Here is a 25,554-nt window from a genome sequence, read left to right as displayed (position 1 = left end):
CTAAAAAAGTGGTGGAATAATGAACATAGAAAAACTATCGAAAAGATTAGAAACCGTGTGTACATATATACCAAGTGGTTCGAGAATTGCGGACATAGGTTCCGATCATGCCTATTTGCCTTGTTATGCAGTAAAGAATGGAATAGCTTCATTTGCTATTGCAGGCGAAGTGGTAGAGGGACCCTATCAATCTGCATTGCAGCAAGTAAAGAATTCAGGTTTAGGTGATGCTGTTTCTGTGAGAAAAGGAGATGGCCTTGAAGTTATCCAAAAAGGGGAAGTGGACTGTATAACGATTGCTGGAATGGGCGGTGCATTGATTTCGTCGATATTAAACAAAGGTATGGAGAAACTTAGTGAAAATGAAAGATTAGTTCTTCAACCGAATATCGCAGCGAATTTCATACGTGAATGGTGTATCGAACAAGGATGGCAGATTATTGCGGAAGAAATAATCGAAGAAGATCAAAAAATTTACGAAATTTTAGTGTTAGAGAAGCTTAAAGATAAAAAGCCATATTTCTTAACCGAAGCGGAGCTATTAATGGGGCCGATATTAATAAAAGAAAATAATAGCGTTTTTCAGGCAAAATGGCATCAGGAATTGCAACAATGGAAACGTATTTTAAAATCATTAGAACAAGCTGCAGAAACCGCGGAAACAACGGAAAAGAAAAAGCAGTTACAGAAAAATATAACAATGGTAGAGGAGGTAATCTCGTGAAAAAGGTGAATGGACATGAGATTATTCAACTATTTGAAAGCTTTTCACCCAAGCAATATGCGATGGAAGGAGATCCAATTGGATTACAGATTGGCAGGCTAAATCAGCCAGTGACGAAAGTGTTGGTTGCTCTTGATGTGTTGGAAGAAGTTGTGGATGAAGCAATTGAAAAGAATGTTCAGCTAATTATTGCTCACCACCCGCCAATATTTCGCCCTTTAAAGAAAATTGCTACAGACTCTCCTTCTGGAAGGCTAATCGAAAAACTAATAAAGCATGATATAGCGGTTTATGCTGCCCATACAAATCTTGATGTAGCTACTGGCGGAGTTAACGATTTATTAGCAAATGCATTGCAGTTAGAAGATGTCAGTGTTCTTGTTCCTACGTATGAACAAAAATTAAAGAAGCTTGCTGTCTATGTTCCAATAGAAAGTGAGAATGAGGTCAGAACAGCATTAGGAAAAGCTGGAGCGGGAGCCATTGGGCTATACAGTAATTGTTCCTTTACGTCAGAAGGAATAGGCAGATTTTTACCCGGTGATAATACCAATCCATACATAGGTGAGGTAGGGAAATTAGAAGCTACGAAAGAAGTAAAAATTGAAACCATTTACCCGGATTATTTGGAGAAAAAGGTTTTGACTGCAATGCTAAAGGCGCATCCATATGAAGAAGTGGCATATGATATTTATCCGCTTGAAAACCAAGGACCGAGTTTAGGACTTGGCAGAATCGGGGTACTTCCTGACTCCATGTCCTTGGCACAATTTGCGCAGCATGTCAAAACAGCATTAGATGTTAAAGCTGTTCGTGTTGTCGGTGATCTAAAGGATACCGTCAAAAAGGTAGCGGTTCTTGGAGGCGATGGAAATAAATATTTTCAGCATGCAAAATTTAAAGGGGCGGATGTTTACGTGACGGGAGATGTATATTATCATACCGCTCATGATATGATGAATGCTGGATTGAATGTAGTAGATCCGGGACACAATGTGGAAAAGGTGATGAAACAAGGAGTAGCGAAGGTGTTAACGAAAATGAGTGAGGAAAAGGGGTTTGACGTTACTTTTGTTGCTTCCGATATTCATACTGATCCGTTTACGTTTATCTAAAAAATAAAAAAATCGGCAAAAGCCGATTTTTTTATTTTGTTGGTTGTTCACTAAGTTTTTTAACTTTAGGAAGTATTTTATTTAGCGGTACTTCTTTCTTTCTAGACCACGTTGATTCGTCCATTGGATCGTATTGTTCAAGGAATTGAATCACTTCCCGAACTATTGGGGTTGGGGTGGAAGCTCCTGCTGTAACGGCTATTTTTTTTGCATCCTTAATCCAATCCAGTTGAATTTCTGAAATATCCGCAACTCTATAAGCTTTTGTCCCTGCGATTTCTTGAGAAACCTGTGCTAGTCTGTTAGAATTATTACTTTTTGGATCGCCAACTACGATTAGTACATCTGCTTCACCCGCCTGTTTTGCCACTGCTTCTTGTCTTACTTGTGTAGCAAGACATATTTCTTTATGCATTTCCACATTAGGGTATTTTTCTTGTACTTTTTTCATTATGTGTTGAACATCCCATTGGCTCATTGTTGTTTGGTTGGTTACAATAATCTTTTCATTTTTAATATCTAATTGATTTACATCTTCCAATGTTTCGACTAAATGAACAATGTCGGGAGCTACTCCCACAGCACCTTCTGGTTCAGGGTGACCTTTCTTTCCGATATAAATAACATCATATCCTTGGGCTTTCTTCTCAAGTATTAGGTTATGTGTTTTTGTAACATCGGGGCAGGTTGCATCAATTGTCACAAGTCCTTTTTCCTTAGCTAGCTCACGAACTTCTGGAGAAACACCGTGGGCAGTAAATATTACAGTTCCTTCATTTACTTTTTCTAGAATTTCTTTGCGGTTTTTTCCGTCAAGAGTAATAATTCCTTCTTCAGCAAACGCATCTGTTACATGTTTATTATGAACAATCATCCCCAATATATAAATGGGACGTGGTAATGATTTATCTAAAGCTGCATTGCGTGCAATCACCATTGCATCTACGACGCCATAGCAATAACCTCGGGGGGATATTTTAATAACCTCCATGAAAAATCCTCCTTGAGGATAAAAATATCCTCTGTATTCTATTACACATTAAAAACATTATATAAAAAAAAAGTATATTTTACAAAGAAAAGCTCAAATATGCAGGCGCCGTAACAGGATTCTTTTTTTTGATGAGTACACTTTGAAACTATAGAAAAACGCTATGTGAAAAATACCACATAACGCTCTTTTACTTAAATATATAGTTTAGGAACAGATGCACCCTTCGTATTATTCGTTGTGGTCTTTTTTTGAGGTTGATTATCTGTATCTTTCTCTATCAACTTGTTACTTGATCTTTTTGATGACTTACTGGAGGTATTCCTTTTGTTTTGTTTTCTTGTGGTACTCTTATTTTTGCTTGTGGAAGATTCAACTTCAATATCATTACTTTCTGTAGATTCATCATCAGTATTGGAACTATTTAAACTTCTATACATTTTAATCATGCCTGGTATATTTCTTACTAGTGGCCCATACTGTTTTACCATTGGGCCAACTTGACCTGCAGCTCTTAAAACACCTTGTGTATTATTTAAGAAGGTACTAATGGTTCCTGGGTTTGCTAACCCACGTAATAGACCTCCGCCACCGCCTGTTGCCGCCCTTTGAAAACCAGCCGCTGCATTGGCTATATTCCCTGCGCCGCCGCCAGCACTACCTCCTGCACCGCCAAGACCAGCCCCTGCACGGGAAAAAAGTCTGGAAAGAAGACCTCCTCCTCCGCCTGCGTTCATTCCGCCAACCCCTGGTGGCATTTGTCCGCCAAGACCAGCCATTCTGCCCATCATTTGCATAGGATTTTGACCCATGCCACCACCTAACATATTTGCTCTACCAAATCTGCCTAGTAGGTTAAGTGGTGCTCTTGTCATTCCACCCATTTGCATGGGTGCCCTACCCATATTCCCAAAGAATGGTGGGAATCCTCCTGGTGGCATATTCATCCCTTACGCCTCCTCTCTAGAAAACAAAAATTTGCTCTATATTACAATATGCAAAAAAGTAAAAAACGTCTTGTATTTCCACAGAAATATAATTCTAAGGAAAGGCTCCTGTGATATCTTATCCAATCCTTTTAGGTGAGGGTGGAAGTTTTCTTTAATGTCGATTATAATAACAAAATGGACTTTTCATTAAATTTGACTTGATTTAGTACATTTTTGATTGAAAATAATATAAAATTTCCTTTTAAAGGGTGTGAAATTTTTGAGTGAAAATCGATTTTCTATTTTCCACTTTAAACCATTTATAGAAAAAGCAATAAATGAACTGGGTTTTTATGAACCGACTGAAATTCAAAAAAAGATGATTCCAAATATTATGCGAGGGGAGAGTGCAATTGGGCAATCACAGACAGGTACAGGGAAAACACATGCCTATTTGTTACCAATTATTCACTCTATTGATCCAGGCAAAGAGGAGGTACAAGCTGTTATTACGGCTCCGACTCGGGAATTAGCCAGTCAAATATATCATGAGATCCAAAAAATAACGAAAATAAATGAAGATGCTCAAAGTGCGATTCATTCCCGCTTATTTATTGGGGGTACGGATAAACAGCGTACAATTGAAAAGCTGAAAAAACAACCGCAAATCGTGGTTGGTACTCCGGGGAGAATTAACGATTTAATAAGGGAACAGGCTTTATTGGTTTATACTGCTAAGACACTGGTAGTGGATGAAGCTGACTTAATGTTGGATATGGGCTTTCTCTTTGATGTAGATCAAATAGCAGGACGTATGCCAGAAGAACTGCAGATGCTTGTATTCTCGGCAACCATCCCAGAAAAAATGAAGCCCTTCTTAAAAAAATATATGGAAAATCCAACGTACGAGCATGTACAAACTAAACATATTTCAGCAGAGAATATTGAGCATATTCTTGTTCCGCTGAAAAGTCGCGAAAAAATCGACTTGTTATATCAAATTTTAGGGATGATTAACCCATATCTAGCTATTGTGTTTACTAATACAAAAGCAATGGCGGATCAAGTAGCAGATCAACTGCTGGAAAAAGGGATGAAAGTGGGTAAGTTACATGGTGATTTAACACCGCGTGAACGCACCAAAGTGATGAAGCAAATCCGTAACCTTGAATATCAATATATTATTGCAACAGATCTTGCTGCTCGTGGTATTGATATAGAAGGGGTTAGTCATGTCATTAATTATGAGCTACCTCAGGATCTTGATTTTTATATTCATCGTGCCGGAAGAACGGCTCGGGCCGGTGCTTCCGGAATAGCCTTGACAATCTACGATATCTCGGATGAAGATGCTTTAAATCGTTTGGAGAAATTGGGAATTCATTTTCAGAATCAGGATATTCACAGGGGAGAATGGATACAACTTGAGGATCGTAATAAAAGAACTAAAAGAAGAAAAATATCAAATGAAATAGAAGAAAAAGCTAGAAATATGGTGAAGAAACCTAAAAAGGTAAAACCAGGCTATAAGAAGAAAATAAATAGAGAAGTAGAGCAAATTAAGAAAAGGGAAAGAAAACTTCAAAAACGCAAATAAATAGGCGAGAGGGAGTTGTGAGAAATGCTTAGATTAGGATCTCATGTTTCTATGAGTGGAAAAAAGATGCTGCTCGCAGCAAGTGAAGAAGCGGTGTCATATGGTGCTAATACATTCATGATTTATACTGGTGCACCTCAAAATACAAGACGAAAAAAAATAGAAGACTTGAACATTGAGGCAGGAGTGGCACATATGAAAGAGCATGGAATCGATGAAATTATTGTCCATGCACCGTATATCATTAATATAGGGAATGCCGTAAATGCTAATACTTTTGAACTTGGAGTGAATTTTCTGCGCTCTGAAATTGATCGTACAGAGGCTATCGGTGCAAAGCAAATCGTTTTACATCCTGGTGCACATGTAGGGGAAGGTGCAGAAATAGGGATTAAGAAAATAATTGAAGGATTAAATGAGGTTTTGACAGGTAATGAAAAGGTCCAAATTGCCTTAGAGACTATGGCGGGAAAAGGATCTGAATGCGGTCGATCCTTTGAAGAACTTGCGCAAATTTTTGAAGGTGTAAAACATAATGATAAATTATCTGTATGCTTTGATACATGTCATACCCATGATGCTGGCTACGATATCGTTCATAATTTTGATGGAGTTTTAGAGGAGTTCGATAAAATCCTCGGAATTGATAAAATAAAAGTACTGCATATTAACGATAGCAAAAACCCATGTGGAGCTAGAAAGGATCGTCATGAGAATATCGGTTTTGGACATATTGGGTTCGATGCTTTAAACTATGTTGTTCACCATGATCAGTTAAAGGACATTCCGAAAATATTAGAAACCCCATTTGTAGGGGAAGACAAGAATAATAAGAAGCCACCGTATAAGCATGAAATTGCTATGCTTCTAAATAAGAAATTTGATGATAACTTATTAGAGACAATCATGAATGAAGAATAAAAAAGATCGGGAATTTCCCGATCTTTTATTTTTGATACCTATTTTGTAAATTGAACTAAAACCTTATTAATTTCTTTGGCAATCTCTGGACTTGTTATTTTCGCTACATCTTTTATGGCCTTGGCACGGTCGCTGTCACTGAAAATATTTAGATTTTTACCACGCAGATAAGCTGCGATTTTACTTGCATCCGCTTTCGTTAATTGAACATTAAATTGTTTGGCATATTTAAGTAATTCATCTCCTGTGATTATGTTGATTTTGTAATTAATCACATTTTGTAATAATTTCATCGCACATCACTCCCTTGTTGAAACATATGAAGGGGACATAGAAAATGTTCCAATTTTTATATGCTTTTTTACTAAATAAAAAACAACTCCTGAAGCGAAAAAGTTTTACATACTGTGCGAATTGGGGTATACTCATAAATGTTCTAAATCGGAATGATTATTATCGAGAGGAGAACCTTCATTGGAAAATCCGATTATTAATGTAAAAAATGTTAGTTTTCGATATGAACGTGAAAATGTTCTTGAAAATATAGATCTTTCTATACCAAAAGGATCGTTTTTGGGGCTTGTGGGTCCAAATGGTTCTGGAAAATCCACATTATTAAAATTGATTCTGGGATTATTAAAGCCGCAAAAAGGGAGAATCGAATTATTCGGAATGCCAATATCGAAATTTCGAGAATGGGATCGGATAGGTTTTGTTTCACAAAAAGCGAATTCTTTTAACACGGGGTTTCCAGCTACTGTATATGAAGTAGTTGCCAGCGGATTGACCAAAAAGATTGGTTTATTTCACTTTATGGATAAGAAAATGAAAGAAGATGTTATCTCTGCCATTCATTCAGTTGGCATGGATCCATTTATACATCGAAATATCGGGGAACTTTCCGGAGGACAGCAACAGCGAGTATTTATTGCTAGGGCAATTGTAAGCAAACCGGAAATTCTTATTTTAGATGAACCCACCGTAGGGGTGGACGTGAAAAACGTTCAAGCCTTTTATGAAATGCTGGATAAGCTCAATAAACAATTAGGAATTACGTTAATTCTGGTAACCCATGATATTGGAACGGTTACGAACAAAGTTACTCATGTAGCTTGTTTAAACAAATTTTTGCATTTTCATGGTGACAAGGAAGAATATGAAAAACTTGAAGAGAAGGATTTATCTTCCTTTTATCAGTTTGACGTGAAAGTACTTTCCCATGAACATAATTAATATAAAGGAGAACAAAATCGAATGATTTCAGCATTCTTTCATTACGAATTTTTAAGGAATACTTTTTTAACTGGTTTAATTATTGGAATCATTGCGCCTCTCCTTGGCACATTTATTGTTGTACGCAGACTTTCATTAATTGCAGATGCATTAAGTCATGTAACATTGTCAGGTATTGCGGTTAGTTTATTTATCAGTAAAAAGATTGCTGTATTATCAGGGTTGAACCCTCTTTATTTGGGGATGGCATTTTCCGTCTTCGGTTCCATCTTTATAGAACGGTTGCGAGCAGTATATAAGCATTACCAAGAGCTTGCGATTCCAATTATATTATCAAGTGGTATCGGTGTTGCGGTGATATTTATTTCAATGGCAGGTGGATTTAATACCGATTTAATGAACTACCTATTCGGAAGTGTTAGTGCTGTAAGTAGTACTGATTTATGGATTATTTCCATTATTTTCATCATTGTGCTTGCAACGATTTTCTTGTTATATAAAGAGTTATTTGTTTTATCCTTTGACGAGGAACACGCCAAAGCATCTGGAATTCCTGCCAAAACAATCCATTTTATATTTATTATTATTGTTGCACTAGTCATCGCTTCCGCTATGAGGATTGTCGGAATATTGCTTGTATCAGCTTTAATGACATTGCCAGTTGCTGCAAGTATGAGAATTGCCAAGGGGTTTAAACAAACGATTGTTTATTCGATCATCTTCGGGGAGATATCGGTTATTGGCGGATTAGTAAGTGCATATTACATGGATTTAGCTCCAGGTGGAACCATTGTCATCATTTCGATTATATTATTACTAATTTCTATACTCATCAAACGTACAAGAACTGGGCTATTAAAGACAAGAGAAGAAGAGGTGTAAATGGTCATGGAATTAGCAGAAGCCATGCAAACACTTAAAGAAAAAGGTTATAAGCATACGGGAAAACGAGAACAAATGCTTGAGCTATTTGCTTCAAATAATAAGTATTTGACAGCAAAGGATGTTCTTGAATATATGAAAGAGGATTATCCAGGATTAAGCTTTGATACAATATATCGGAATTTATCCTTATTCGCACAATTAGATATATTGGAAGAAACGGAGCTATCTGGTGAAAAGCATTTTCGTTTTAGTTGTTCCACGAGAGATCATCATCATCATTTTATCTGTTTAGATTGTGGGAAAACGAAAGAAATTGATATATGTCCCATGACCCAAATACAAGGGGATATGAAAGGTTATGAAGTATCAGGACATAAATTTGAAATATATGGGAAATGCCCCGATTGCAGGAATCAACATCAAATGTAAAAAAATCATAAGGAGTGATTTCCTTATGATTTTTTAATCCAATTCTTTACCCATTCTTCCGCTTCTTTCCAATCCTTTACCCTAACCACACCTTCTGGAATAGGATCACGATTATATGGTGTATCAAATAAGAGGACGGGAATTCCTAACTCTTTATGTATTGTGACCGCGTTATCGTGTTTATCTTCGAAAAATAAGTCTACTTTGTATTTTTTGGCTGTTTCTACTTTATGATGGGAGCCGATTAATTCAATATGATGAAACTTTATATCATTTTGATTAAACCATTTATTCGTTACTTCCAACAGGCTTTTACTTCTTGCGCTAATGAAATAAAGTTCAAATTCTTCTTTCCATCTATTTAAAACTTCTTTTGCTCCTACTGCAAGCGGGGATTCAGCATAAATCACCGGTTCGGTTTTGGTAAACCAATCATAAAATTCAGCAGGCGGAATATCAATCACATTTGTTAGTTCGTATTCTGTGATATCATCCAATGTTAATGTTAATTGATATTCATTGTTGATGAATGGCAATAGTGCATCAGGGCTTGTTACGGTTCCATCAATATCTATTCCAAATCTTTTTTTCATAAAGACGATACTCCTTAGCATGTTCTTTTTCATTTCAATCCATGTTTTTAGTAAGGATAAAATGCTACGAACAAAGTGTAACATATCCTAAGAATGATGTGAAAAAAATATAGTATATTACCTAAATCGAATATTTTCGCTTTGAAAGACACACACTAATAAATGCTCCTGCTCTTACTCTAGAAAGTGAGGGGATAGCATTGAAAGAAGATACACGTTATGACAAGCTTGATAATGATGTAAATATTGTCGAGGATGATTATGATGAAATACAGGATGCAGAAGATGTAGACGATTTTTATCATGCTCGAAAAGTGGATGATAATCATCATGATTTTCATGAAGAAACAGCTGCAGAAATTGCCACACCTGTTAATATGAATCATTATGAGGATACGGACGAAAATGACAGGGATGATGTGAACACAGGCGGCCGAGTAATTGGCTGGGCTGCATTAGCATTATCGATTATTTCATTATTTGTCTTACCAGTCATATTAGGTGCTGCGGCAGTTATTCTTGGTTTTGTAGCCCGTCATAAGGGTGCTGGAACCTTGGGTGCATGGAGTATAGGGATAGGAGTCGTTTCCATCATTATAGGGATATTTGTTCTTCCATTTTTTTAAATGGATCGTAGGAGCGAAGAAAAAGCGTGCCGTTTGGCACGCTTTTTCTTTTATTGATTTTGTTCTTCTAATGCTTGTTTTTTAAAGTACTCCTCCGCGACGATATCAATTTCTTTCTTTAATTCTTCCACCATCGTTTCTTCCGGTACTTTTCTAACAATTTGTCCTTTACGGAATAATAAACCTTCTCCACGTGCTCCGGCTATTCCAATATCAGCTTCTCTAGCTTCGCCAGGTCCATTTACAGCACAGCCAAGTACGGATACTTTAATAGGTGCTTTGATAGTTGAAATATATTCTTCAACTTCATTGGCAATACTGATAAGGTCGATTTCAATTCTTCCACATGTTGGACAAGAAATTAAAGTAGCTGCATTAGAGGAAAGGCCAAATACCTTTAGAAGCTCTCTTGCAACTTTTACTTCCTCTACAGGGTCAGCACTTAGGGAAATCCGAAGTGTATTACCAATACCTTTATTTAAGATAGCGCCCAGTCCAGCTGCACTTTTCACAGTCCCGGAAAATAATGTTCCTGATTCCGTAATACCAAGATGAAGAGGATAATCGAATGCTCTGGCAGCTTTGTCATACGCTTCAATAGCAAGATTAACATCGGATGCTTTCATGGATACAATAATATCGTGGAAGTCTAAATCTTCCAGGATCTTAATATGATGCAAAGCACTTTCTACCATACCGTCAGCAGTAGGATATCCATATTTTTGCAAAATATGTCTCTCTAAACTTCCTGCATTCACTCCAATACGAATCGGAATACCGCGTTCTTTGGCAGCCTTCACAACAGCTTCTACCTTTTCTCTTTTTCCGATATTACCAGGATTTATCCTGATTTTGTCTACTCCGCCTTCAATTGCCTTTAATGCAAGGCGATAATCGAAATGGATATCTGCGACTAAAGGAATATTAATTCGTTTTTTTATTTCTGGAATCGCATTAGCAGCACGCTCGTCTGGGCATGCCACTCTGACAATCTGACATCCAGCTTCTTCTAAACGTTCAATCTGACGTACGGTTGCATCTACATCATGAGTTTTGGTTGTTGTCATACTTTGAATAAAAAGTTCATTGCTGCCCCCGATTGTTAAATTACCAACTTTAACGGGACGCGTTTTTGAACGATGTATAAGTTCACCCAAGGGTTTTCTCTCCTTTATATTTAAAAACTCTAATTATATTTTTAAATTAACATATACATATGTATTTTATCACTTCTCCCGAAATTGACAAGAAATACCCTTTCGTCTTTTTAATAAAAGCAGTTTTTGATTAATGGTTTCGCTGGTCATTTGTTATTAATCCTACGGGTGTTTTTGGTAATGGGTATCCGCTCATAAAGTTTAATTATTTTAACTAAATAAGTGTATTTAAGATTTTCGTATACTATTAAAGCAAAGGAGCTTAGTAAATGGGGAATTTATATTCTTGCCCAATCTGAATTTCCTCAGGCTTTATTCCATTATTTAATTTTTGAAAATCAGTTATGACTTTATCCATGGATACAGAAAGTGATCCCTTTTGTAATTGCTCAACAATCGTCAAAACAGTATCACCCGGCTGAACAATCTTTTTTTCATATGGTGTAGTTGGTTTTGTGGTATTTTGGGAAGGAGTTTTTACCTCGGATGCATGTGTTACAGAGGGGATGGTTCCAATCTTCAAATCATAATAAACACTGTAAAGTACAATTATTGCTGCGACTAAAGCTACGAATTTTTTCAAAATGAATGCCCCCTAAGAATTGATATATCATGTATATATGCTTGTCCATAGAGGAATATGACTGTAAAGAAAATATTTATATAAAAAAAAACTGGCATCTGCCAGTTCTTTATCCAACTTTCTTTGATTTTGGTATTTCTCTAATGGTTAAATATAGGAATAGAAGGGACACGAACCAATCTATAAACATCCCGGCCGGAACGCCAGTATTTAAGAAATCCATTAGCATAAAAAAGATAGTGGATAATGTAATACTATGCGCTGCTAGTCGCCAACCTTGACGATAACTTAGTTTCCTATTAAGAGTTTGAGCAAATAAAGAACCAATTCCTGCAAAAATAGATATCTTAATAAATCCTAACGCAGAAACAAATAAATAGTAGAAAAGAAAGATAATTGGTACAGCTATCCACATAACACCTTTTAATGAATTAATAAAGTTATCAATATCTTTATTGGTTACCTTCATATTTTCAAGTGCTGAATATGGAAAGGTTTGTACTTGTCCATTCGCTACTATAACAAAATCATGCTTTAAGAGACCAACAGAATTGCCCTTTTCTTGGACGTCTTTTGTACTCATATCTCCTGTTGGGTCGAATACAATCGTAACATTGCTTTTTGGGATAATAAGCGGCTGATTTTGTTTCGTATCTAGGTTTCCATTTGTAATCGTAAATGGCGGAAGATCCTCTAAAAAAACTTGTTTTCCTTCTTCTATTGCTGTTGCAGCCATTTTTGAAAAATGATAAATTCCTGGTAAAATGGAAATTAACATAATCACAAAAACATAAAATATCGTTTTTCCGATACCAAGAAATCGATATTTAGCAACCTCTTTTGGGGAATATAGACTCTTAACGAATCTTGTAAATATATTCATATACTTCACTTCCTTTATATTCGTTTAACATGTGGATAAATATAAAAAAATTGTCCACGTCTATCTGATTTCTACATCTCCTCTCTACGATAAGTTAACATCAAGTGAAAAATGAAAGTACTATTTTCACGCGTTAAAATTAGAGTGCCTATTTCAGTAGCCCGTAATCTACTTAAGTCCTTAATCTCGTATGTATCCTACGACATCCATATGCAGATGGGCAAGGAGCTTATGCATTTGTTTTTAGACTCCGCTATTCACCATTTTAATAATAAAAGTTCATAATGTTAAGTATTGTTTTCTACTTCTTGTATAAAGGATGATAAGAATGGAAGTTTTTTATTGGATACTCATAGTTATACTTATTATCATTGCTTTTATAGGATTAGTTTATCCGATTATTCCGAGTGTGCTATTTATCTTGGGAGCATTCATACTGTATGGAATTCTCTTCACTTTCCATCCATTGAATTGGCTGTTTTGGAGCATTGAAATTCTCTTCATTGTTTTACTATTTAGTGCGGATTATGTATCTAATTTAATTGGTGTGAAAAAGTTTGGCGGTTCTAAAGCAGGTGTGTGGGGAAGTACAATCGGTTTACTGATTGGTCCGTTCGTCATTCCAGTCATTGGAATCCTAGTTGGTCCATTTCTTGGAGCAATAGTAGGGGAAATGCTTGTAAATCGCACTTCCATGAAATCTGCCTTCAAAATTGGAATAGGATCTTTGCTCGGATTTATTAGCAGTGTCATCACGAAAGGATTCATTCAAATTTTAATGGTTGGCTATTTCCTGTTTGTTGTGCTTTAAAAATGTATAATTTTTTCTCAAGAATTTGTGCAACATATTTGATTGCTCTGCATAAATTTGTTAATCTTAAGTGGAAGAGAATTTGAATCAATTTGGTTCAAAATTGATACATAAGGAGGAGTATTAAAATGGCATTTGAACTACCGCAATTACCTTACGCTTATGATGCACTTGAGCCTCATATTGACAAGGAAACGATGAATATCCATCACACTAAGCATCACAACACTTATGTAACTAACTTGAACAATGCACTTCAAGGTCAAGATGAATTATTAAGTAAGTCTGTAGAAGATCTTATTTCTAATTTAGATGCTGTTCCTGAAGCAGCTCGTACTGCTGTACGTAATAATGGTGGTGGACATGCAAACCACTCCTTATTCTGGAAGCTTCTTTCTCCAAATGGCGGAGGCGCACCAACTGGCGCTTTAGCGGAAGCAATCAATAGCAAGTTCGGAAGCTTTGATAAATTTAAAGAAGATTTTGCTGCAGCAGCAGCTGGACGTTTCGGTTCTGGTTGGGCTTGGCTAGTTCTTAATAATGGTGAACTAGAAATCACTAGCACACCAAACCAAGATAATCCATTAATGGAAGGCAAAACTCCATTACTAGGATTGGATGTATGGGAACATGCCTATTACTTAAATTATCAAAATCGTCGTCCTGATTACATTAAAGCATTCTGGAATGTTGTAAACTGGGATGAAGTTTCTAAACTTTACGAAGCTGCAAAATAATAAGATGAAAGCATCGGGCAAATTAAGTATCCCGATGCTTTTTTAATTGTTATTGATTCCTACTGTATGAATTTGGACAATTGTATCATTCATAATTAAAAAAACTAACCCACTTCCCAAACTACCTCACCTTTATTATCTGTGCCAATCATTTCAGTACATATCCAGGTAACAACCAGAATAGATATGTCTGTAAAAGGAAAGACCTGCAAGCAGATAACAATCCAAAGCACAAATACTTCAATAAAGATTCATAACGGATATATTGTTAAGAGATAGTATAACAACTTCTAATTCCTCATATTCGTATGTATAATGTCGCCTCTTTTTCTAAAAATATAAAGGACGAAAAAGGGGAGTTTTAAATGAGTAAATTACAAAAGTTGTTAGGTGAGGTTGAGTTAACAAAAGATTTGACTTTGTTATTGGTGATAGGCGGGATATATTCCATCAGTATCTCCTTATCCAATACCTTCGTAAATATTTATTTATGGAAACAATCAGGGGAATTTTTGGACTTAGCGATTTATAATTTATCTGTTGTTGTTTTACAGCCGTTAACATTTATATTAGCAGGCAGATGGGCAAAAAAAATTGACAGGGTAATCGTGCTAAGGATTGGAGTAAGTTTTTTAGCACTTTTTTATTTATCTGTCCTCTTTTTTGGCAGTAATGCCTCACAGTTTATCATTGTTTTAGGTGGATTGTTAGGCATTGGTTATGGATTTTATTGGTTAGCCTTTAATGTTTTAACTTTCGAAATTACGGAACCTGAAACACGAGATTTTTTTAATGGATTTTTAGGAACCTTGAATTCAGCAGGGGGCATGATTGGTCCAATTTTAGCAGGATTTATTATTTCCAGACTCCCGTCCAATTTAGGCTACACCATAGTATTCGGCCTATCTCTGTTGCTTTTCGGACTTGCTGTAGTAATGAGTTTTTTTCTAAAACGAAGACCTGCACATGGAAGTTACTTATTTAAAAGAATTTTTCAAGAGAGAAAAAATAATCCAAATTGGCGTTTAATAACCAATGCACATTTTGTGCAGGGTTTGAGAGATGGGACATTTGTCTTCGTTATTTCGGTATTTGTTTTTATCTCAACAGGAAGCGAATTTGCACTAGGAACATTTGGCCTTATTAACTCCGGTATATCCTTTATAGGTTATTCGCTTGCTTCAAGGTTGATTAAAACCAAATACCGTAAAAAGTCGATATTAATTGGTGGGTTGTTTTTATATTTAGCCATTTATATCATTGTCTTTGAAGTTACCTTTCCCCGTTTATTAATTTATGGAGCTGTAATTGCACTTGCATATCCAATGACTTTAGTACCATATATTTCGATGACATATGATGTTATCGGAAAAGGGTGGAAAGCTGCGGAAGCAAGGATTGAATATATTGTGGTCCGCGAACTTTTCCTTAATTTCGGCCGCGTTGTTTCCATCCTATGTTTTATTTTTGCAATTTCCTTCTTTGATGAGCAGAAAAGCATTCCTATACTGCTAATGTTTATTGGTGCTGGGCATTTATGCATTTCCTTTTTTATTAGACATGTAAAAATCCAACCATCCGCTTGAGTAGAAAAAATTTTCTATTGACACCGGTTTTTTTTTAATAAAGGGCAATCGACATTTGTCGATTGTCTTTGACTATTTTTTGACAAAACACAATCCCATTCGACATTTCTTTATTCTACCTGTAGAATAATAGAGCTTGTTCCTATACAATATAAGAATAGATATTTAAATGCAGGAAGGATTGTGAACATTGAAGAAGACGAAAAAGAAAAAAAGGACACATGTTCCTTTAAGGATGAACATGTTGTTTTTTGTTGTTTTTGTGTTGTTTTCATGTTTAATTCTTCGGCTGGGAATTGTGCAAATTGTACATGGTCAAGATTATAAACGAGAGATTGCACGTACAGATGATGTAACGGTAGATACATCCGTTCCAAGAGGGAAGATTTATGATCGCAATCATAAATTGATTGTTGGAAACAAACCTCTAAATGCTATAACGTATACTAGGTCAAAAACAACATCGCAAAAAGAAATGTTAGCTGAGGCTCGTAAATTGGCAACACTTATTAAAAAGGACTCGCCGGATGATCTTAAGTCGATCACTAAAAGGGATCGCCAGGATTATTGGATTATGCTACATCCTAATAAGGCAAAAGCAAAAATTACAGATGCTGAATGGAAGAAGTTTAAAGATGGAAAGTTAAGTGATGATGAAATCTATCAAATGCAATTAGATAGAATAACAGATAAAGAAATGAATTCATTTTCAAAGCAAGAACTTGAAGTCTTGGCTATCTACAGAGAAATGTCCAGTGGGTATGCTCTTTCTCCACAAATCGTAAAAAATAAAGGTGTTACACCAAAGGAATTTGCTGTCGTTAACGAAAATTTAAACTCGCTTCCAGGTGTGGATACTACTACAGACTGGGAACGCTACAATGTGTTTAAAAATGATTCAGGCGACGCTGTTCTTGGTTCAGTTCTTGGAAATGTATCATCATCCAAGGAGGGTTTACCGAAAGAGCTTGTTGATTATTATCTGTCTCGAGGATACAGCCGTAATGACCGAGTTGGTAAAAGTTATCTAGAGTACCAATATGAAGATGTTCTTCAGGGGCAAAAGGAAAAGGTTAAAAATAAAACCGATAAATCCGGGAATGTTCTCGAATCAGAAGTAGTAAGCAAAGGAAAAAGAGGGGACGATTTAGTCTTATCGATTGATATTGACCTTCAGCAGCAGGTAGAGAAAATAATTGAAAAAGAGTTAGCTAAAAATAAACCAGGTCACCGATTTTTGGATAGAGCATTTGTTTCTGTGATGGATCCCAATACTGGGGATCTGTTGACAATGGCTGGAAAACAGTATGTTACAGACAAGAAAACAGGTAAAACAGTATTAGCAGACTACGCTTTAGGAAATATGACTACTTCCTATTCACCAGGATCTGTTGTAAAGGCGGCTACTGTACTAACTGGTTATCAAACGGGAGTTATTCATCCCGGTGAGGTGCAGGTGGACCAGCCTTTAAAATTTGCACATACGAAAGTGAAGAAGTCTTGGACTCCATATGGAATGGGGCCAATATCTGATTTAACTGCTTTAAAAAGATCTTCCAATGTATACATGATGTTAATTGCTATGAAGATTGGTGGACAACAAACATATGTACCAAATGGTCCCCTAAGTATTGATAAATTGGATGCCATTAAAAAACTTCGGTACAATTTTAATCAGTTTGGTTTAGGAGTTAAAACTGGTATTGATTTACCGGGAGAATCTACTGGATTTGGGGGAGGAATTCCACAAGAAAACGGTAATGTATTAGACTTCGCGTTTGGACAATATGATACTTATACTCCACTACAACTTGTTCAATATATTTCTACAATTGCAAACGGTGGTTATAGAATTCAGCCGCATATTGTCAAAGAGATTCGTGAACCAAGTGAAAAGTCAGATGAATTAGGACCTATAATAGATGAGGTTCAACCTAATGTTTTAAATACTTTAAACATGAAGAGTTCATGGATTGACCATGTGAAAAAAGGGTTATGGGAGGTTGTAAATGAACAGGGTGGTACAGCCCACGGTTATATTGATAGTCAATATAAGGTAGCTGCAAAAACGGGAACTGCCCAGGGTCTATATGATGGTCCAAAAGCAAATGAATATTGGAAGAGAAATGAATTACCACCAATAACTTGGAATCTAACCTTTGTTGGATATGCCCCATACGATCATCCAGAAGTTGCAGTTTCTGTTGTTGTACCTTGGGCATATGAAGGAATTCAAAAGGATCCACATATAAATCTAGAAATAGCAAATCAAGTTTTTAAAGCGTACTTTGATCTGAAAAAAGAAAGAGCAAAAGAGGGCCTTGATCAGTCCGATACTGTTCAAAAGGTTGAAAATGCAGATGATGCAAAAATTACCAATTCTAATGTAAAAACGTCAAGTTCTGCACAATAATGAAGCAAACGTTTAGTCTCTTTGAGGCTAAACGTTTTTTTATACCTTAGAAAAACATTCATTATTTTTTATACTTTCTTATAGAATACATTTGATATATCCATTACAATGGTAGAAAGGAAAATTATGCAAGGGGAGTGGGGAAATGGAAACAGTCAAAAATAAAAAAAAGCCGTTCATACTATTAAGGATGAACTTGTTATTTTTAATGGTCTTTTTACTGTTTTCAATCCTTATTTTGCGATTAGGCATTGTTCAAATCGTTCATGGGGAAGATTACAAGAAAGAAATTAATAAAACTAATGATGTGTCTGTTTATAATCCGGTGCCTAGGGGATTGATATATGATCGCAATGGAAAGCTGATTGTTGGAAATAAACCGTTAAATGCCATTACATATACTATCCCTCAATCTGCAAAATCGGAATTAAAATTAAAGGTGGCACGGAAACTGGCAAAACTAATAGACAAAGACTCAAAAGAGGATTTAAAAGCAATTACACAAAGGGATCGAAAGGATTTCTGGATTCTTACGCATCCTGATGAGGCAAAAGCCCTGATAACCGATCAAGATTTAGCGGCGTTTAAAAAGGAAGACCTTGACCAAAAGGAAATAGATGCAAGAAGTTATCAGCTTCAACTTAAACGTATTACAAAGAAGGATATTCAATCTTTTACGAAGCAGGATTTAGAGGTATTAGCTATCTATCGAGAAATGAACGGATATGCTTTAACTACGCAAATCATTAAAAGAGACGTTACTCCGAGAGAATTTGCTGTAGTAAGCGAAAACTTAGATAATCTCCCTGGTGTAGATACTACAATCGATTGGGATCGATATACTGTGTTTAAAAATGAATCAGGTGATACTGTTTTAGGTTCTGTATTAGGGAAGGTAACTTCTTCTAAGGAAGGGTTGCCAAAGGAAAAAGCGACATATTATACTGCACTTGGATACAGTAGAAATGATCGAGTAGGAAAAAGCTATCTTGAATATCAATACGAGGATGTACTAAAAGGAGAAAAAGAGAAAGTCAAAAATAGGACGGATAAAGCTGGAAATGTTCTAGAGTCGAAGGTGATTCGAAAAGGAAAAAGAGGCGATGATCTAGTCCTTTCTACGGATATTGATTTGCAGCTAGCTATAGAGAAAATAATTCAGAATAAACTTAGTAAAGCACATATTGGCCAGCCATACTTGGACCGTACATTTGTCTCGGTTATGAATCCAAAAACCGGAGAGATTTTAGCGATGGCGGGAAAACAATATGTGAAAGATAAAGAAACAGGAAAAACGGAAATTAATGATTATGCGCTTGGAAATATTAATTCATCCTATTCGATGGGTTCCGCAGTTAAAGGGGCAACGGTATTGACAGGCTATCAAACAGGGGCTATTAAACCCTATGATGTAATTCGGGATGAGCCAATATATTTAAAAGGTACAGATGTAAAGAAATCATGGGATGTCGGTGGCTTTGGTTATATAAATGATTTATATGCACTTAAAAGATCGTCCAATGTATACATGTTTAAATTGGCAATGCAGGTTGGAGGACAAAATTATGTTCCACATGGTCCATTATTATTTGACAAAGTAGAAACAATCAGGAAGTTTCGTAATAACTTTTCACAATTTGGCCTTGGAGTGAAAACGGGTATAGATTTACCTGGGGAATCTGCAGGAATTGGTGGAGGTATCCCTCCTGAAAGTGGTAAAGTATTAGACTTTGCTATTGGACAGTACGATACATATACCCCGCTTCAGCTCGTACAATATATCTCAACCATTGCAAATGGGGGCTATCGATTACAGCCGCATATCGTAAAAGAAATACGGAAGCCAAGTGTTAAATCAGATGAGCTTGGACCGATTGTCTACAAGAATGAACCCAAAATCCTAAATAAAGTTGACATGAAAAGCGATTGGGTGAAACATGTGCAAGAAGGACTAAAGCTAGTAGTGAACGATCCATTGGGAACAGCTTATGGCGGAATTCATAATAAACAATTTAAAATTGCTGGGAAAACAGGTACTGCTCAAGCAGTATATGATGGTCCAAATCGTAAGCCTAATCAAATTATATGGACATGGAACGTTACATTTGCTGGATATGCTCCATATGATAATCCTGAAGTTGCAATTTCTGTAGTTGTTCCATATTCCCTTACAGATAAAACACATGTTAACCTAGAAATAGCGGATGCCGTATTCAAAGCCTATTTCGATTTAAAGGAGAAAAGGGAAAAAGAAGGATTAAGTAGTGCTAAATCCATCCAAAAGGTTGAAAATATTGATGAAGTTAAAAAGGAAGAAGCTAATTCAGAAAATAATGCAAATCAATAATAAGAAAATGATCAGCAGACAAAGTGCTGATCATTTTTCTTTTGTAATGGTTTTTGCTATTTGAGCAAAACTCATCGTATTATTCAACTCGTATTCTCCAACTTGAATCTTACTATGATATTTGTGATTGATTAAATATTGTACGAATTTCTTGCTATCTTTAATAACTCCCCCTGTTTTTAGTCTTGTTCCAATTTCATCCGGTGTCATTCCGCTTGTTATAGATAGATGGTACTTATCAATAATTTGTTGCGGATTATTCTGTGTTTTTACCGCCTTTTCTTTTTCGAGATGATTATATTTATTTTTCCAAGTATCAACATCATTCTTTAATTTATTAAGGTCACTGATTTTTACAGATTTATAGCCTTCCTTTACAGATGCAGACTCCTTACTCCCGTAACAATACTGATACCCCATTACTAATAAGGATGAAAGTAAAAGGCCGGATGCAAAAGCTCTTGTAGTTCTTCGATCCATTATTTTTTTCTCTCCATTTCTTTTTAGCTGAGCTGTAAAATAATTTTTTGCACCTCCGAAACGGATAAGGCAGACTGCTTAGATATTTGTTCTACGTTTAATCCCTGTTTATGCAATGCTATAACTTGATTTTTCAAAATCGCATTTATTTCATGTGGCGGTGTTGAAAAAGTGGGAAGATGGGGTGCCTGTCCATCTATCATAAATTCTTCTTCGAGCACTTTCATTCGTTTTTTTAATTGATACGTTTCTTGATAGAGATTCAAAGAAAGCTCCTCAACGTCTTTTTCCACTTTAGACGTTCGGTCTTTTTGAAAAAAAGAAATAAAAAATAATAGAATGGACAATCCTAATAAAAAAAAGATTAAAGAGTCCAAAATCTCACTCCTCTTCATGTACTATTTAAAGTTATATCATAAACAAATTTTCTTATCTAGCATATTAAGGAGATCATATGCTAATGGAGGTTAAAAAACGGACTAGCATTTCCGTGGAAAAAATGATATTATAGAAAAGTCGTATGAATAGTTGAGAATGCAATGAAGTTTGGAGGGAAAAATATGCGTGTAAATATAACATTAGCTTGCACTGAGTGCGGTGAGCGTAACTATATTTCAACAAAAAATAAACGTAATAATCCAGACCGTATTGAGCTTAAAAAATACTGTCCTAGAGAAAAACGTACAACAACACACCGTGAAACAAAGTAAGCAGTAGGAGATTTCCTGCTGCTTTTCTTATCATTTTAAGGAAATTATAAATTTTAACCGGGTAACTTTTTTGAAAAATCGTCTATGTCTAGCGAAAACGCCTGTCGGCTAGAAAAGGTGGAGATGGGATGGAAAAGAAAGAAATTCGGAAGCGAGTCTTGCATGATTTAAGAGCATTAGATAAAAGTACATATGAACAATATTCATTTGAGATTGCCCGAAAACTATATCAACTGCCTATTTGGAAAAGGGCAAGTACTATTGCCCTAACGATATCACGATCACCAGAAGTAGATACATGGCAAATTATTCGAAATGGCTGGTTAGAAGGAAAGAGAATCGTTGCTCCAAAATGCCTTCCCGAGTCCAAACAAATGGTATTCAGACAAATCACTTCCTTTGAACAATTAGAGTCTGTATATTTTGGATTATATGAGCCCCAAAAAATGCAAACCGAGGAAATAAAGAAACACGAAATAGAGTTAATGATTGTGCCTGGAGTAGCTTTTAATAAGCAAGGATATAGAATTGGCTTTGGTGGCGGATATTACGATCGCTACTTGGAGAATTTTAACGGAGAAACGTTGTCATTAGCATTTTCTTTACAAATACTTCAGGAGCTACCAATTGAAAAACATGATATACCCGTGCAATCTATTATTACGGAAAAGGAACATTTCTTTTCATAGTACTAAATGGGATAAATTTCACTTCTCTCCACATACTAAAATAAAAAGCAATGGAGGGCATTTAATGAGTACTATTATGAAATGGGTTATTCCGTTTGTACTGTTTGCCGGAATTATAAAATACCGATATAAAATATTAAATATAGTACTTGGCAGCTACTGGATACGAAAATTGGCTATTAGTGCAGCTATGAGAATTCCAGGATTACGTACTAAATTCTTGGAAAGTACATTTCGGTAATCATGAAAAAACAAAAAATAGAGATCATCTGTTAAGCGTATATCTATTGCTTTACAGGTGGTCTATTTTTTCGTTATATTTAATAATAATCAAATAAAAAAGATACATAAAGGCGGGGAAACGTTTGAGCGGTACGCAGGACTTTTTGTTTTGGAGGCTAGCTTATTTTTTTATTGTAGAAAAAAAGTATCGTCTCATTCAAATTAGTGAAGATTATCGTGAAATATGGATGGAAGATACCTCTAATAAAAGTGCACAGATTATTAGAATGCTTAGATACGACCTTGATTGGGGAAATTGGTTGAAAAGAGATGCTGAACGTTCATGCATCCAAGCAGAGAGTCTGAGAAAGCACTTTATGAAAAGAAACCTGAAAGTTTTAAACATTTATGTTAGTACATATCCGCCGGTGGACGAATATCAAACTATTATAAAATCACCATTGGCAATCAATAAGGGCAAGACCATTTTGTATAATCGCTTAATAGAAGGCACAGATGTCGAAAATGGGATTCAACAAATCAGCGGTTTTATCCAACAGCCTATATCGATTTCGCTTAACGACCATTATGAAGAAGCAGATGTTAACTATCTTCGGGATACCGTATTAACAGACGCTGTTTCGAGATCACAAGAAGAGCGAAATTTATTTGAGAATGGGAAACCATTTTTTACTTATATATTACTGGGGATTCAGATAATCGTTTATTTGTTATTAGAAGTGATGGGTGGCAGCTCTAATACTCAAAACCTGATACGTTTTGGTGCCAAATATAATCCATTAATAATTGAAGGACAGTGGTGGCGTTTTATTACACCAATTTTCCTGCATATAGGAATCATACATCTATTAATGAATTCTTTAGCACTCTATTTTTTAGGTCCTACTATAGAGCGGATTTATGGTCGTCTTCGCTTCTTGATCATCTATTTAATAGCTGGGTTTACTGGTACCCTTGCGAGCTTTCTTTTCAGTAGCAGTGTGTCCGCCGGGGCAAGTGGTGCCATATTTGGCTGCTTCGGTGCATTGCTGTATATAGGTGCCGTCTATCCAAAATTATTTTTCAGAACAATGGGGACGAATGTAATAGTAGTAATTATCATTAATTTAATTTTTGGTTACTCTGTTTCCGGTATTGACAATTTTGGTCATATTGGCGGACTAGTTGGGGGCTTCCTAGCAGCTGCTATTGTACATTTTCCTAAGAAAAAAAGACTAATTGTTCAATTAGGAGCTTTTCTATTAACCATTGCCCTTTGTGTAGGTGGCCTTTTAATGGGTTACCATGGGGGGAATTATTCTACCCCAGATGTGATGAATACGTTGGCACAACAGAAGATAAGTGATGGAGAATATGATTCAGCTTATAAGTTGTTAAATGGCTATGTGTCAAAAGGGAAAGGAAACGCTATTACGTATTTTCAGCTTTCCTTTGCCGAAATTCAATTAAAGAAATATTCCGATGCGAAGGAGCATCTCAAAAAGGCAATTAAAATGCAACCAGGATTTCCAGAAGCTCATTTTAATTTAGCATTAATTTATTTGGATGAGGGGAATCAATCGGATGCGAAGAAAGAAGCCGAGAAAGCTGTCCAACTTTCAGATGATAAAAAATTTAAAGATTTGCTTGATCAACTGAATCGAAGTGAATAACTATGAAAGGGTTAAACAAGAAAGTTGGTGTTCAAGATAAAAACAGTTTATGACGTACAACAATTGCTAAAACGATTTGGGATTATTATCTATGTTGGGGAAAGGCTCTTAGATCTTGAACTAATGGAATCAGAGATAAAAGATTTATACAAAACGGGGCTTATTCAAAAGGATGATTTTCAAAAGGCACTTTTGGTATTAAGAATGGAAATAGGTAAAGAAAAAAGTAGGGGAAAAGGGTGAGTTGGATGGAAGATAAATGGTTTGTAGGGGTAGATTTAGGGGGAACAAGTGTCAAATTAGCTTTTATTCAGGAAGAAGGGGAGATTCTCCAAAAGTGGGAAATACCAACGGATAAATCTGAACAAGGTAAAAATATTTTACCGGATATCGCTGCTTCCATTCTTAATAAAATAACAGAACTCGGGGAAACCAAGGAGAGGTTAAGCGGGATTGGCATGGGGGCGCCTGGAGCTGTTGATAAAGAACAAGGAATTATCTATGAGGCAGTAAATCTTGGCTGGCCAAAGAATTACCCAATCGTAAAAATACTAGGTGAATTAAGCGGTCTCCCGGTAGACATTGATAATGATGCCAATTGTGCAGCATTAGGAGAAATGTGGAAAGGTGCAGGAAATGGTGCTAAGGATATAGCCTGCTTGACATTAGGAACCGGTGTCGGTGGAGGAATAATAGTAAATGGGAATATTGTACAAGGCGTAAAAGGTGCCGCTGGTGAAATAGGCCATATTACGATTGTTCCGGAAGGGGGAGCTCCTTGTAACTGTGGAAAAACTGGTTGTCTGGAGACAGTTGCATCCGCCACCGGTATCGTTAGAATTGCTAAGGAAGAAATAATCAAATATGAGGGGAAATCCTCTTTAAAGGAACTCTATAAAAATAAAGGAATCATTGAGGCGAAGGATGTTTTTGACTGCATGAGTCAAGGAGATTCTTTATCTAAAAAGATAATTGACCATATTACACATCACTTGGGATTGGTTCTTGCAAATATTGGAAATGTACTCAATCCTGAGAAAATTGTCATCGGTGGTGGAGTATCAAAAGCAGGTAACCTGTTATTACATCCATTACAAAACTACTTTAAACAATTTGCCTATTCTGCAGTTGCCGTGTCAACAGAATTGGTCATTGCAACACTGGGTAATGACGCTGGAATTCTTGGAGCTGCATGGTTAGCAAAAAATAATCGTTACTAG

28 protein-coding genes are annotated in these 25,554 nt (G+C 36.0%); 19 read left to right on the top strand and 9 right to left on the bottom strand.

All coding sequences use genetic code 11. The features are described 5' to 3' along the window. Nucleotides 1–19: 19 nt before the first annotated feature. Together CWO92_RS10045 and CWO92_RS10040 are read left to right on the top strand one after the other, a co-directional pair. The gene (locus CWO92_RS10045) at nucleotides 20–724 is read left to right on the top strand and encodes a tRNA (adenine(22)-N(1))-methyltransferase (RefSeq protein ID WP_101354075.1); all 705 of its coding nucleotides are present in this window, start codon (nucleotides 20–22) and stop codon (nucleotides 722–724) included. Further along, nucleotides 721–1,839 carry a Nif3-like dinuclear metal center hexameric protein gene (locus CWO92_RS10040; protein WP_101354074.1) on the top strand — a complete coding sequence of 373 codons (1,119 nt, stop codon included), beginning with the start codon at nucleotides 721–723 and terminating at the stop codon, nucleotides 1,837–1,839. Before CWO92_RS10045 ends, CWO92_RS10040 begins: the two co-directional genes overlap by 4 nt. A gap of 31 nt (nucleotides 1,840–1,870) precedes the next feature. Here CWO92_RS10040 and CWO92_RS10035 read toward each other — a convergent pair whose 3' ends face one another. Both CWO92_RS10035 and vrrA read right to left on the bottom strand, forming a co-directional pair. Continuing rightward, nucleotides 1,871–2,830: a 4-hydroxy-3-methylbut-2-enyl diphosphate reductase gene (locus CWO92_RS10035; RefSeq protein WP_101354073.1), complete on the bottom strand. Its 960-nt coding sequence runs from the start codon at nucleotides 2,828–2,830 to the stop codon at nucleotides 1,871–1,873. Between the two features lie 194 nt (nucleotides 2,831–3,024). Further along, nucleotides 3,025–3,777 (bottom strand): VrrA/YqfQ family protein, encoded by a 753-nt coding sequence (gene vrrA / locus CWO92_RS10030; RefSeq protein ID WP_101354072.1) that lies wholly within the window; start codon nucleotides 3,775–3,777, stop codon nucleotides 3,025–3,027. Between the two features lie 262 nt (nucleotides 3,778–4,039). On the opposite strand from vrrA, the gene CWO92_RS10025 reads away from it, so the two are divergent. Both CWO92_RS10025 and CWO92_RS10020 read left to right on the top strand, forming a co-directional pair. After that, the gene (locus CWO92_RS10025; protein ID WP_101354071.1) at nucleotides 4,040–5,356 is read left to right on the top strand and encodes a DEAD/DEAH box helicase; all 1,317 of its coding nucleotides are present in this window, start codon (nucleotides 4,040–4,042) and stop codon (nucleotides 5,354–5,356) included. A gap of 24 nt (nucleotides 5,357–5,380) precedes the next feature. Further along, a complete protein-coding gene (locus CWO92_RS10020; protein ID WP_101354070.1) occupies nucleotides 5,381–6,277 on the top strand; it encodes a deoxyribonuclease IV in 897 nt (298 codons plus the stop codon). Nucleotides 6,278–6,315: 38 nt separating this feature from the next. On the opposite strand, the gene CWO92_RS10015 is transcribed toward CWO92_RS10020, so the two are convergent. Further along, nucleotides 6,316–6,570 carry a DUF2624 domain-containing protein gene (locus CWO92_RS10015; RefSeq protein WP_101354069.1) on the bottom strand — a complete coding sequence of 85 codons (255 nt, stop codon included), beginning with the start codon at nucleotides 6,568–6,570 and terminating at the stop codon, nucleotides 6,316–6,318. A gap of 181 nt (nucleotides 6,571–6,751) precedes the next feature. On the opposite strand from CWO92_RS10015, the gene CWO92_RS10010 reads away from it, so the two are divergent. The 3 genes from CWO92_RS10010 to CWO92_RS10000 are packed head-to-tail and all read left to right on the top strand — an operon-like array spanning nucleotide 6,752 to nucleotide 8,824. Then, entirely contained in the window at nucleotides 6,752–7,510 is a 759-nt protein-coding gene (locus tag CWO92_RS10010) for a metal ABC transporter ATP-binding protein (RefSeq protein WP_101354068.1), read from the top strand. A gap of 21 nt (nucleotides 7,511–7,531) precedes the next feature. After that, on the top strand, nucleotides 7,532–8,392 hold the full coding sequence (locus CWO92_RS10005) for a metal ABC transporter permease (RefSeq protein ID WP_101354067.1): 861 nt from the start codon (nucleotides 7,532–7,534) through the stop codon (nucleotides 8,390–8,392). 6 nt (nucleotides 8,393–8,398) lie between these two features. Further along, nucleotides 8,399–8,824: a Fur family transcriptional regulator gene (locus CWO92_RS10000; RefSeq protein ID WP_101354218.1), complete on the top strand. Its 426-nt coding sequence runs from the start codon at nucleotides 8,399–8,401 to the stop codon at nucleotides 8,822–8,824. Between the two features lie 23 nt (nucleotides 8,825–8,847). Here CWO92_RS10000 and CWO92_RS09995 read toward each other — a convergent pair whose 3' ends face one another. Then, the gene (locus CWO92_RS09995) at nucleotides 8,848–9,417 is read right to left on the bottom strand and encodes a hypothetical protein (protein WP_165786658.1); all 570 of its coding nucleotides are present in this window, start codon (nucleotides 9,415–9,417) and stop codon (nucleotides 8,848–8,850) included. Nucleotides 9,418–9,662: 245 nt separating this feature from the next. Between CWO92_RS09995 and CWO92_RS09990 the strand changes: the two genes are divergently transcribed. Continuing rightward, complete coding sequence (locus CWO92_RS09990; protein ID WP_437177537.1) at nucleotides 9,663–10,043, top strand: DUF4190 domain-containing protein; 381 nt, start codon at nucleotides 9,663–9,665, stop codon at nucleotides 10,041–10,043. Nucleotides 10,044–10,093: 50 nt separating this feature from the next. Here the strand turns inward: CWO92_RS09990 and ispG are convergent, their stop codons facing one another. From ispG to CWO92_RS09975, 3 genes are all read right to left on the bottom strand, one after another. Then, nucleotides 10,094–11,200, bottom strand: coding sequence for a flavodoxin-dependent (E)-4-hydroxy-3-methylbut-2-enyl-diphosphate synthase (ispG, locus tag CWO92_RS09985; RefSeq protein WP_101354065.1), 1,107 nt, complete (start codon nucleotides 11,198–11,200; stop codon nucleotides 10,094–10,096). A gap of 262 nt (nucleotides 11,201–11,462) precedes the next feature. Then, nucleotides 11,463–11,783 carry a protein YqfZ gene (yqfZ, locus tag CWO92_RS09980; RefSeq protein WP_235851593.1) on the bottom strand — a complete coding sequence of 107 codons (321 nt, stop codon included), beginning with the start codon at nucleotides 11,781–11,783 and terminating at the stop codon, nucleotides 11,463–11,465. A 109-nt stretch (nucleotides 11,784–11,892) separates the two neighbouring features. Then, nucleotides 11,893–12,666, bottom strand: coding sequence for a DUF1189 domain-containing protein (locus CWO92_RS09975; RefSeq protein WP_101354063.1), 774 nt, complete (start codon nucleotides 12,664–12,666; stop codon nucleotides 11,893–11,895). A 328-nt stretch (nucleotides 12,667–12,994) separates the two neighbouring features. Here CWO92_RS09975 and CWO92_RS09970 point away from each other — a divergent pair, with 328 nt between their 5' ends. The 5 genes from CWO92_RS09970 to CWO92_RS09950 all read left to right on the top strand — a co-directional run bounded on the left by CWO92_RS09970 (nucleotide 12,995) and on the right by CWO92_RS09950 (nucleotide 20,560). Continuing rightward, a complete protein-coding gene (locus CWO92_RS09970) occupies nucleotides 12,995–13,477 on the top strand; it encodes a DUF456 domain-containing protein (protein WP_101354062.1) in 483 nt (160 codons plus the stop codon). Nucleotides 13,478–13,605: 128 nt separating this feature from the next. Further along, complete coding sequence (gene sodA / locus CWO92_RS09965) at nucleotides 13,606–14,214, top strand: superoxide dismutase SodA (protein WP_101354061.1); 609 nt, start codon at nucleotides 13,606–13,608, stop codon at nucleotides 14,212–14,214. A 365-nt stretch (nucleotides 14,215–14,579) separates the two neighbouring features. Further along, nucleotides 14,580–15,800, top strand: a complete 1,221-nt coding sequence (locus CWO92_RS09960) for an MFS transporter (protein ID WP_101354060.1) — start codon at nucleotides 14,580–14,582, stop codon at nucleotides 15,798–15,800. A 190-nt stretch (nucleotides 15,801–15,990) separates the two neighbouring features. Continuing rightward, entirely contained in the window at nucleotides 15,991–18,213 is a 2,223-nt protein-coding gene (locus CWO92_RS09955; RefSeq protein ID WP_101354059.1) for a peptidoglycan D,D-transpeptidase FtsI family protein, read from the top strand. Between the two features lie 145 nt (nucleotides 18,214–18,358). Then, the gene (locus CWO92_RS09950; protein ID WP_101354058.1) at nucleotides 18,359–20,560 is read left to right on the top strand and encodes a peptidoglycan D,D-transpeptidase FtsI family protein; all 2,202 of its coding nucleotides are present in this window, start codon (nucleotides 18,359–18,361) and stop codon (nucleotides 20,558–20,560) included. A 30-nt stretch (nucleotides 20,561–20,590) separates the two neighbouring features. Here CWO92_RS09950 and CWO92_RS09945 read toward each other — a convergent pair whose 3' ends face one another. Next, nucleotides 20,591–21,040 carry an endolytic transglycosylase MltG gene (locus CWO92_RS09945; protein ID WP_101354057.1) on the bottom strand — a complete coding sequence of 150 codons (450 nt, stop codon included), beginning with the start codon at nucleotides 21,038–21,040 and terminating at the stop codon, nucleotides 20,591–20,593. Nucleotides 21,041–21,063: 23 nt separating this feature from the next. Then, complete coding sequence (locus CWO92_RS09940) at nucleotides 21,064–21,417, bottom strand: hypothetical protein (RefSeq protein ID WP_233270114.1); 354 nt, start codon at nucleotides 21,415–21,417, stop codon at nucleotides 21,064–21,066. Between the two features lie 183 nt (nucleotides 21,418–21,600). On the opposite strand from CWO92_RS09940, the gene rpmG reads away from it, so the two are divergent. The 6 genes from rpmG (at nucleotide 21,601) to CWO92_RS09915 (ending at nucleotide 25,554) form a co-directional block, all read left to right on the top strand. Then, a complete protein-coding gene (gene rpmG, locus CWO92_RS09935; RefSeq protein ID WP_055739270.1) occupies nucleotides 21,601–21,750 on the top strand; it encodes a 50S ribosomal protein L33 in 150 nt (49 codons plus the stop codon). Between the two features lie 128 nt (nucleotides 21,751–21,878). After that, nucleotides 21,879–22,439, top strand: coding sequence for a 5-formyltetrahydrofolate cyclo-ligase (locus tag CWO92_RS09930; protein ID WP_101354055.1), 561 nt, complete (start codon nucleotides 21,879–21,881; stop codon nucleotides 22,437–22,439). A 64-nt stretch (nucleotides 22,440–22,503) separates the two neighbouring features. Further along, on the top strand, nucleotides 22,504–22,680 hold the full coding sequence (yqgO, locus tag CWO92_RS25370; protein WP_165786657.1) for a protein YqgO: 177 nt from the start codon (nucleotides 22,504–22,506) through the stop codon (nucleotides 22,678–22,680). A gap of 124 nt (nucleotides 22,681–22,804) precedes the next feature. Then, complete coding sequence (locus tag CWO92_RS09925) at nucleotides 22,805–24,334, top strand: rhomboid family protein (RefSeq protein ID WP_101354054.1); 1,530 nt, start codon at nucleotides 22,805–22,807, stop codon at nucleotides 24,332–24,334. Nucleotides 24,335–24,370: 36 nt separating this feature from the next. Then, entirely contained in the window at nucleotides 24,371–24,577 is a 207-nt protein-coding gene (locus CWO92_RS09920) for a YqgQ family protein (RefSeq protein WP_101354216.1), read from the top strand. 5 nt (nucleotides 24,578–24,582) lie between these two features. Then, a complete protein-coding gene (locus CWO92_RS09915) occupies nucleotides 24,583–25,554 on the top strand; it encodes an ROK family glucokinase (protein ID WP_101354215.1) in 972 nt (323 codons plus the stop codon).

It is taken from the genome of Heyndrickxia camelliae (genome assembly GCF_002844575.1).
Lineage (GTDB): Bacteria > Bacillota > Bacilli > Bacillales > Bacillaceae_C > Margalitia > Margalitia camelliae.
This window is presented reverse-complemented; position numbering and strand designations above follow the sequence as displayed.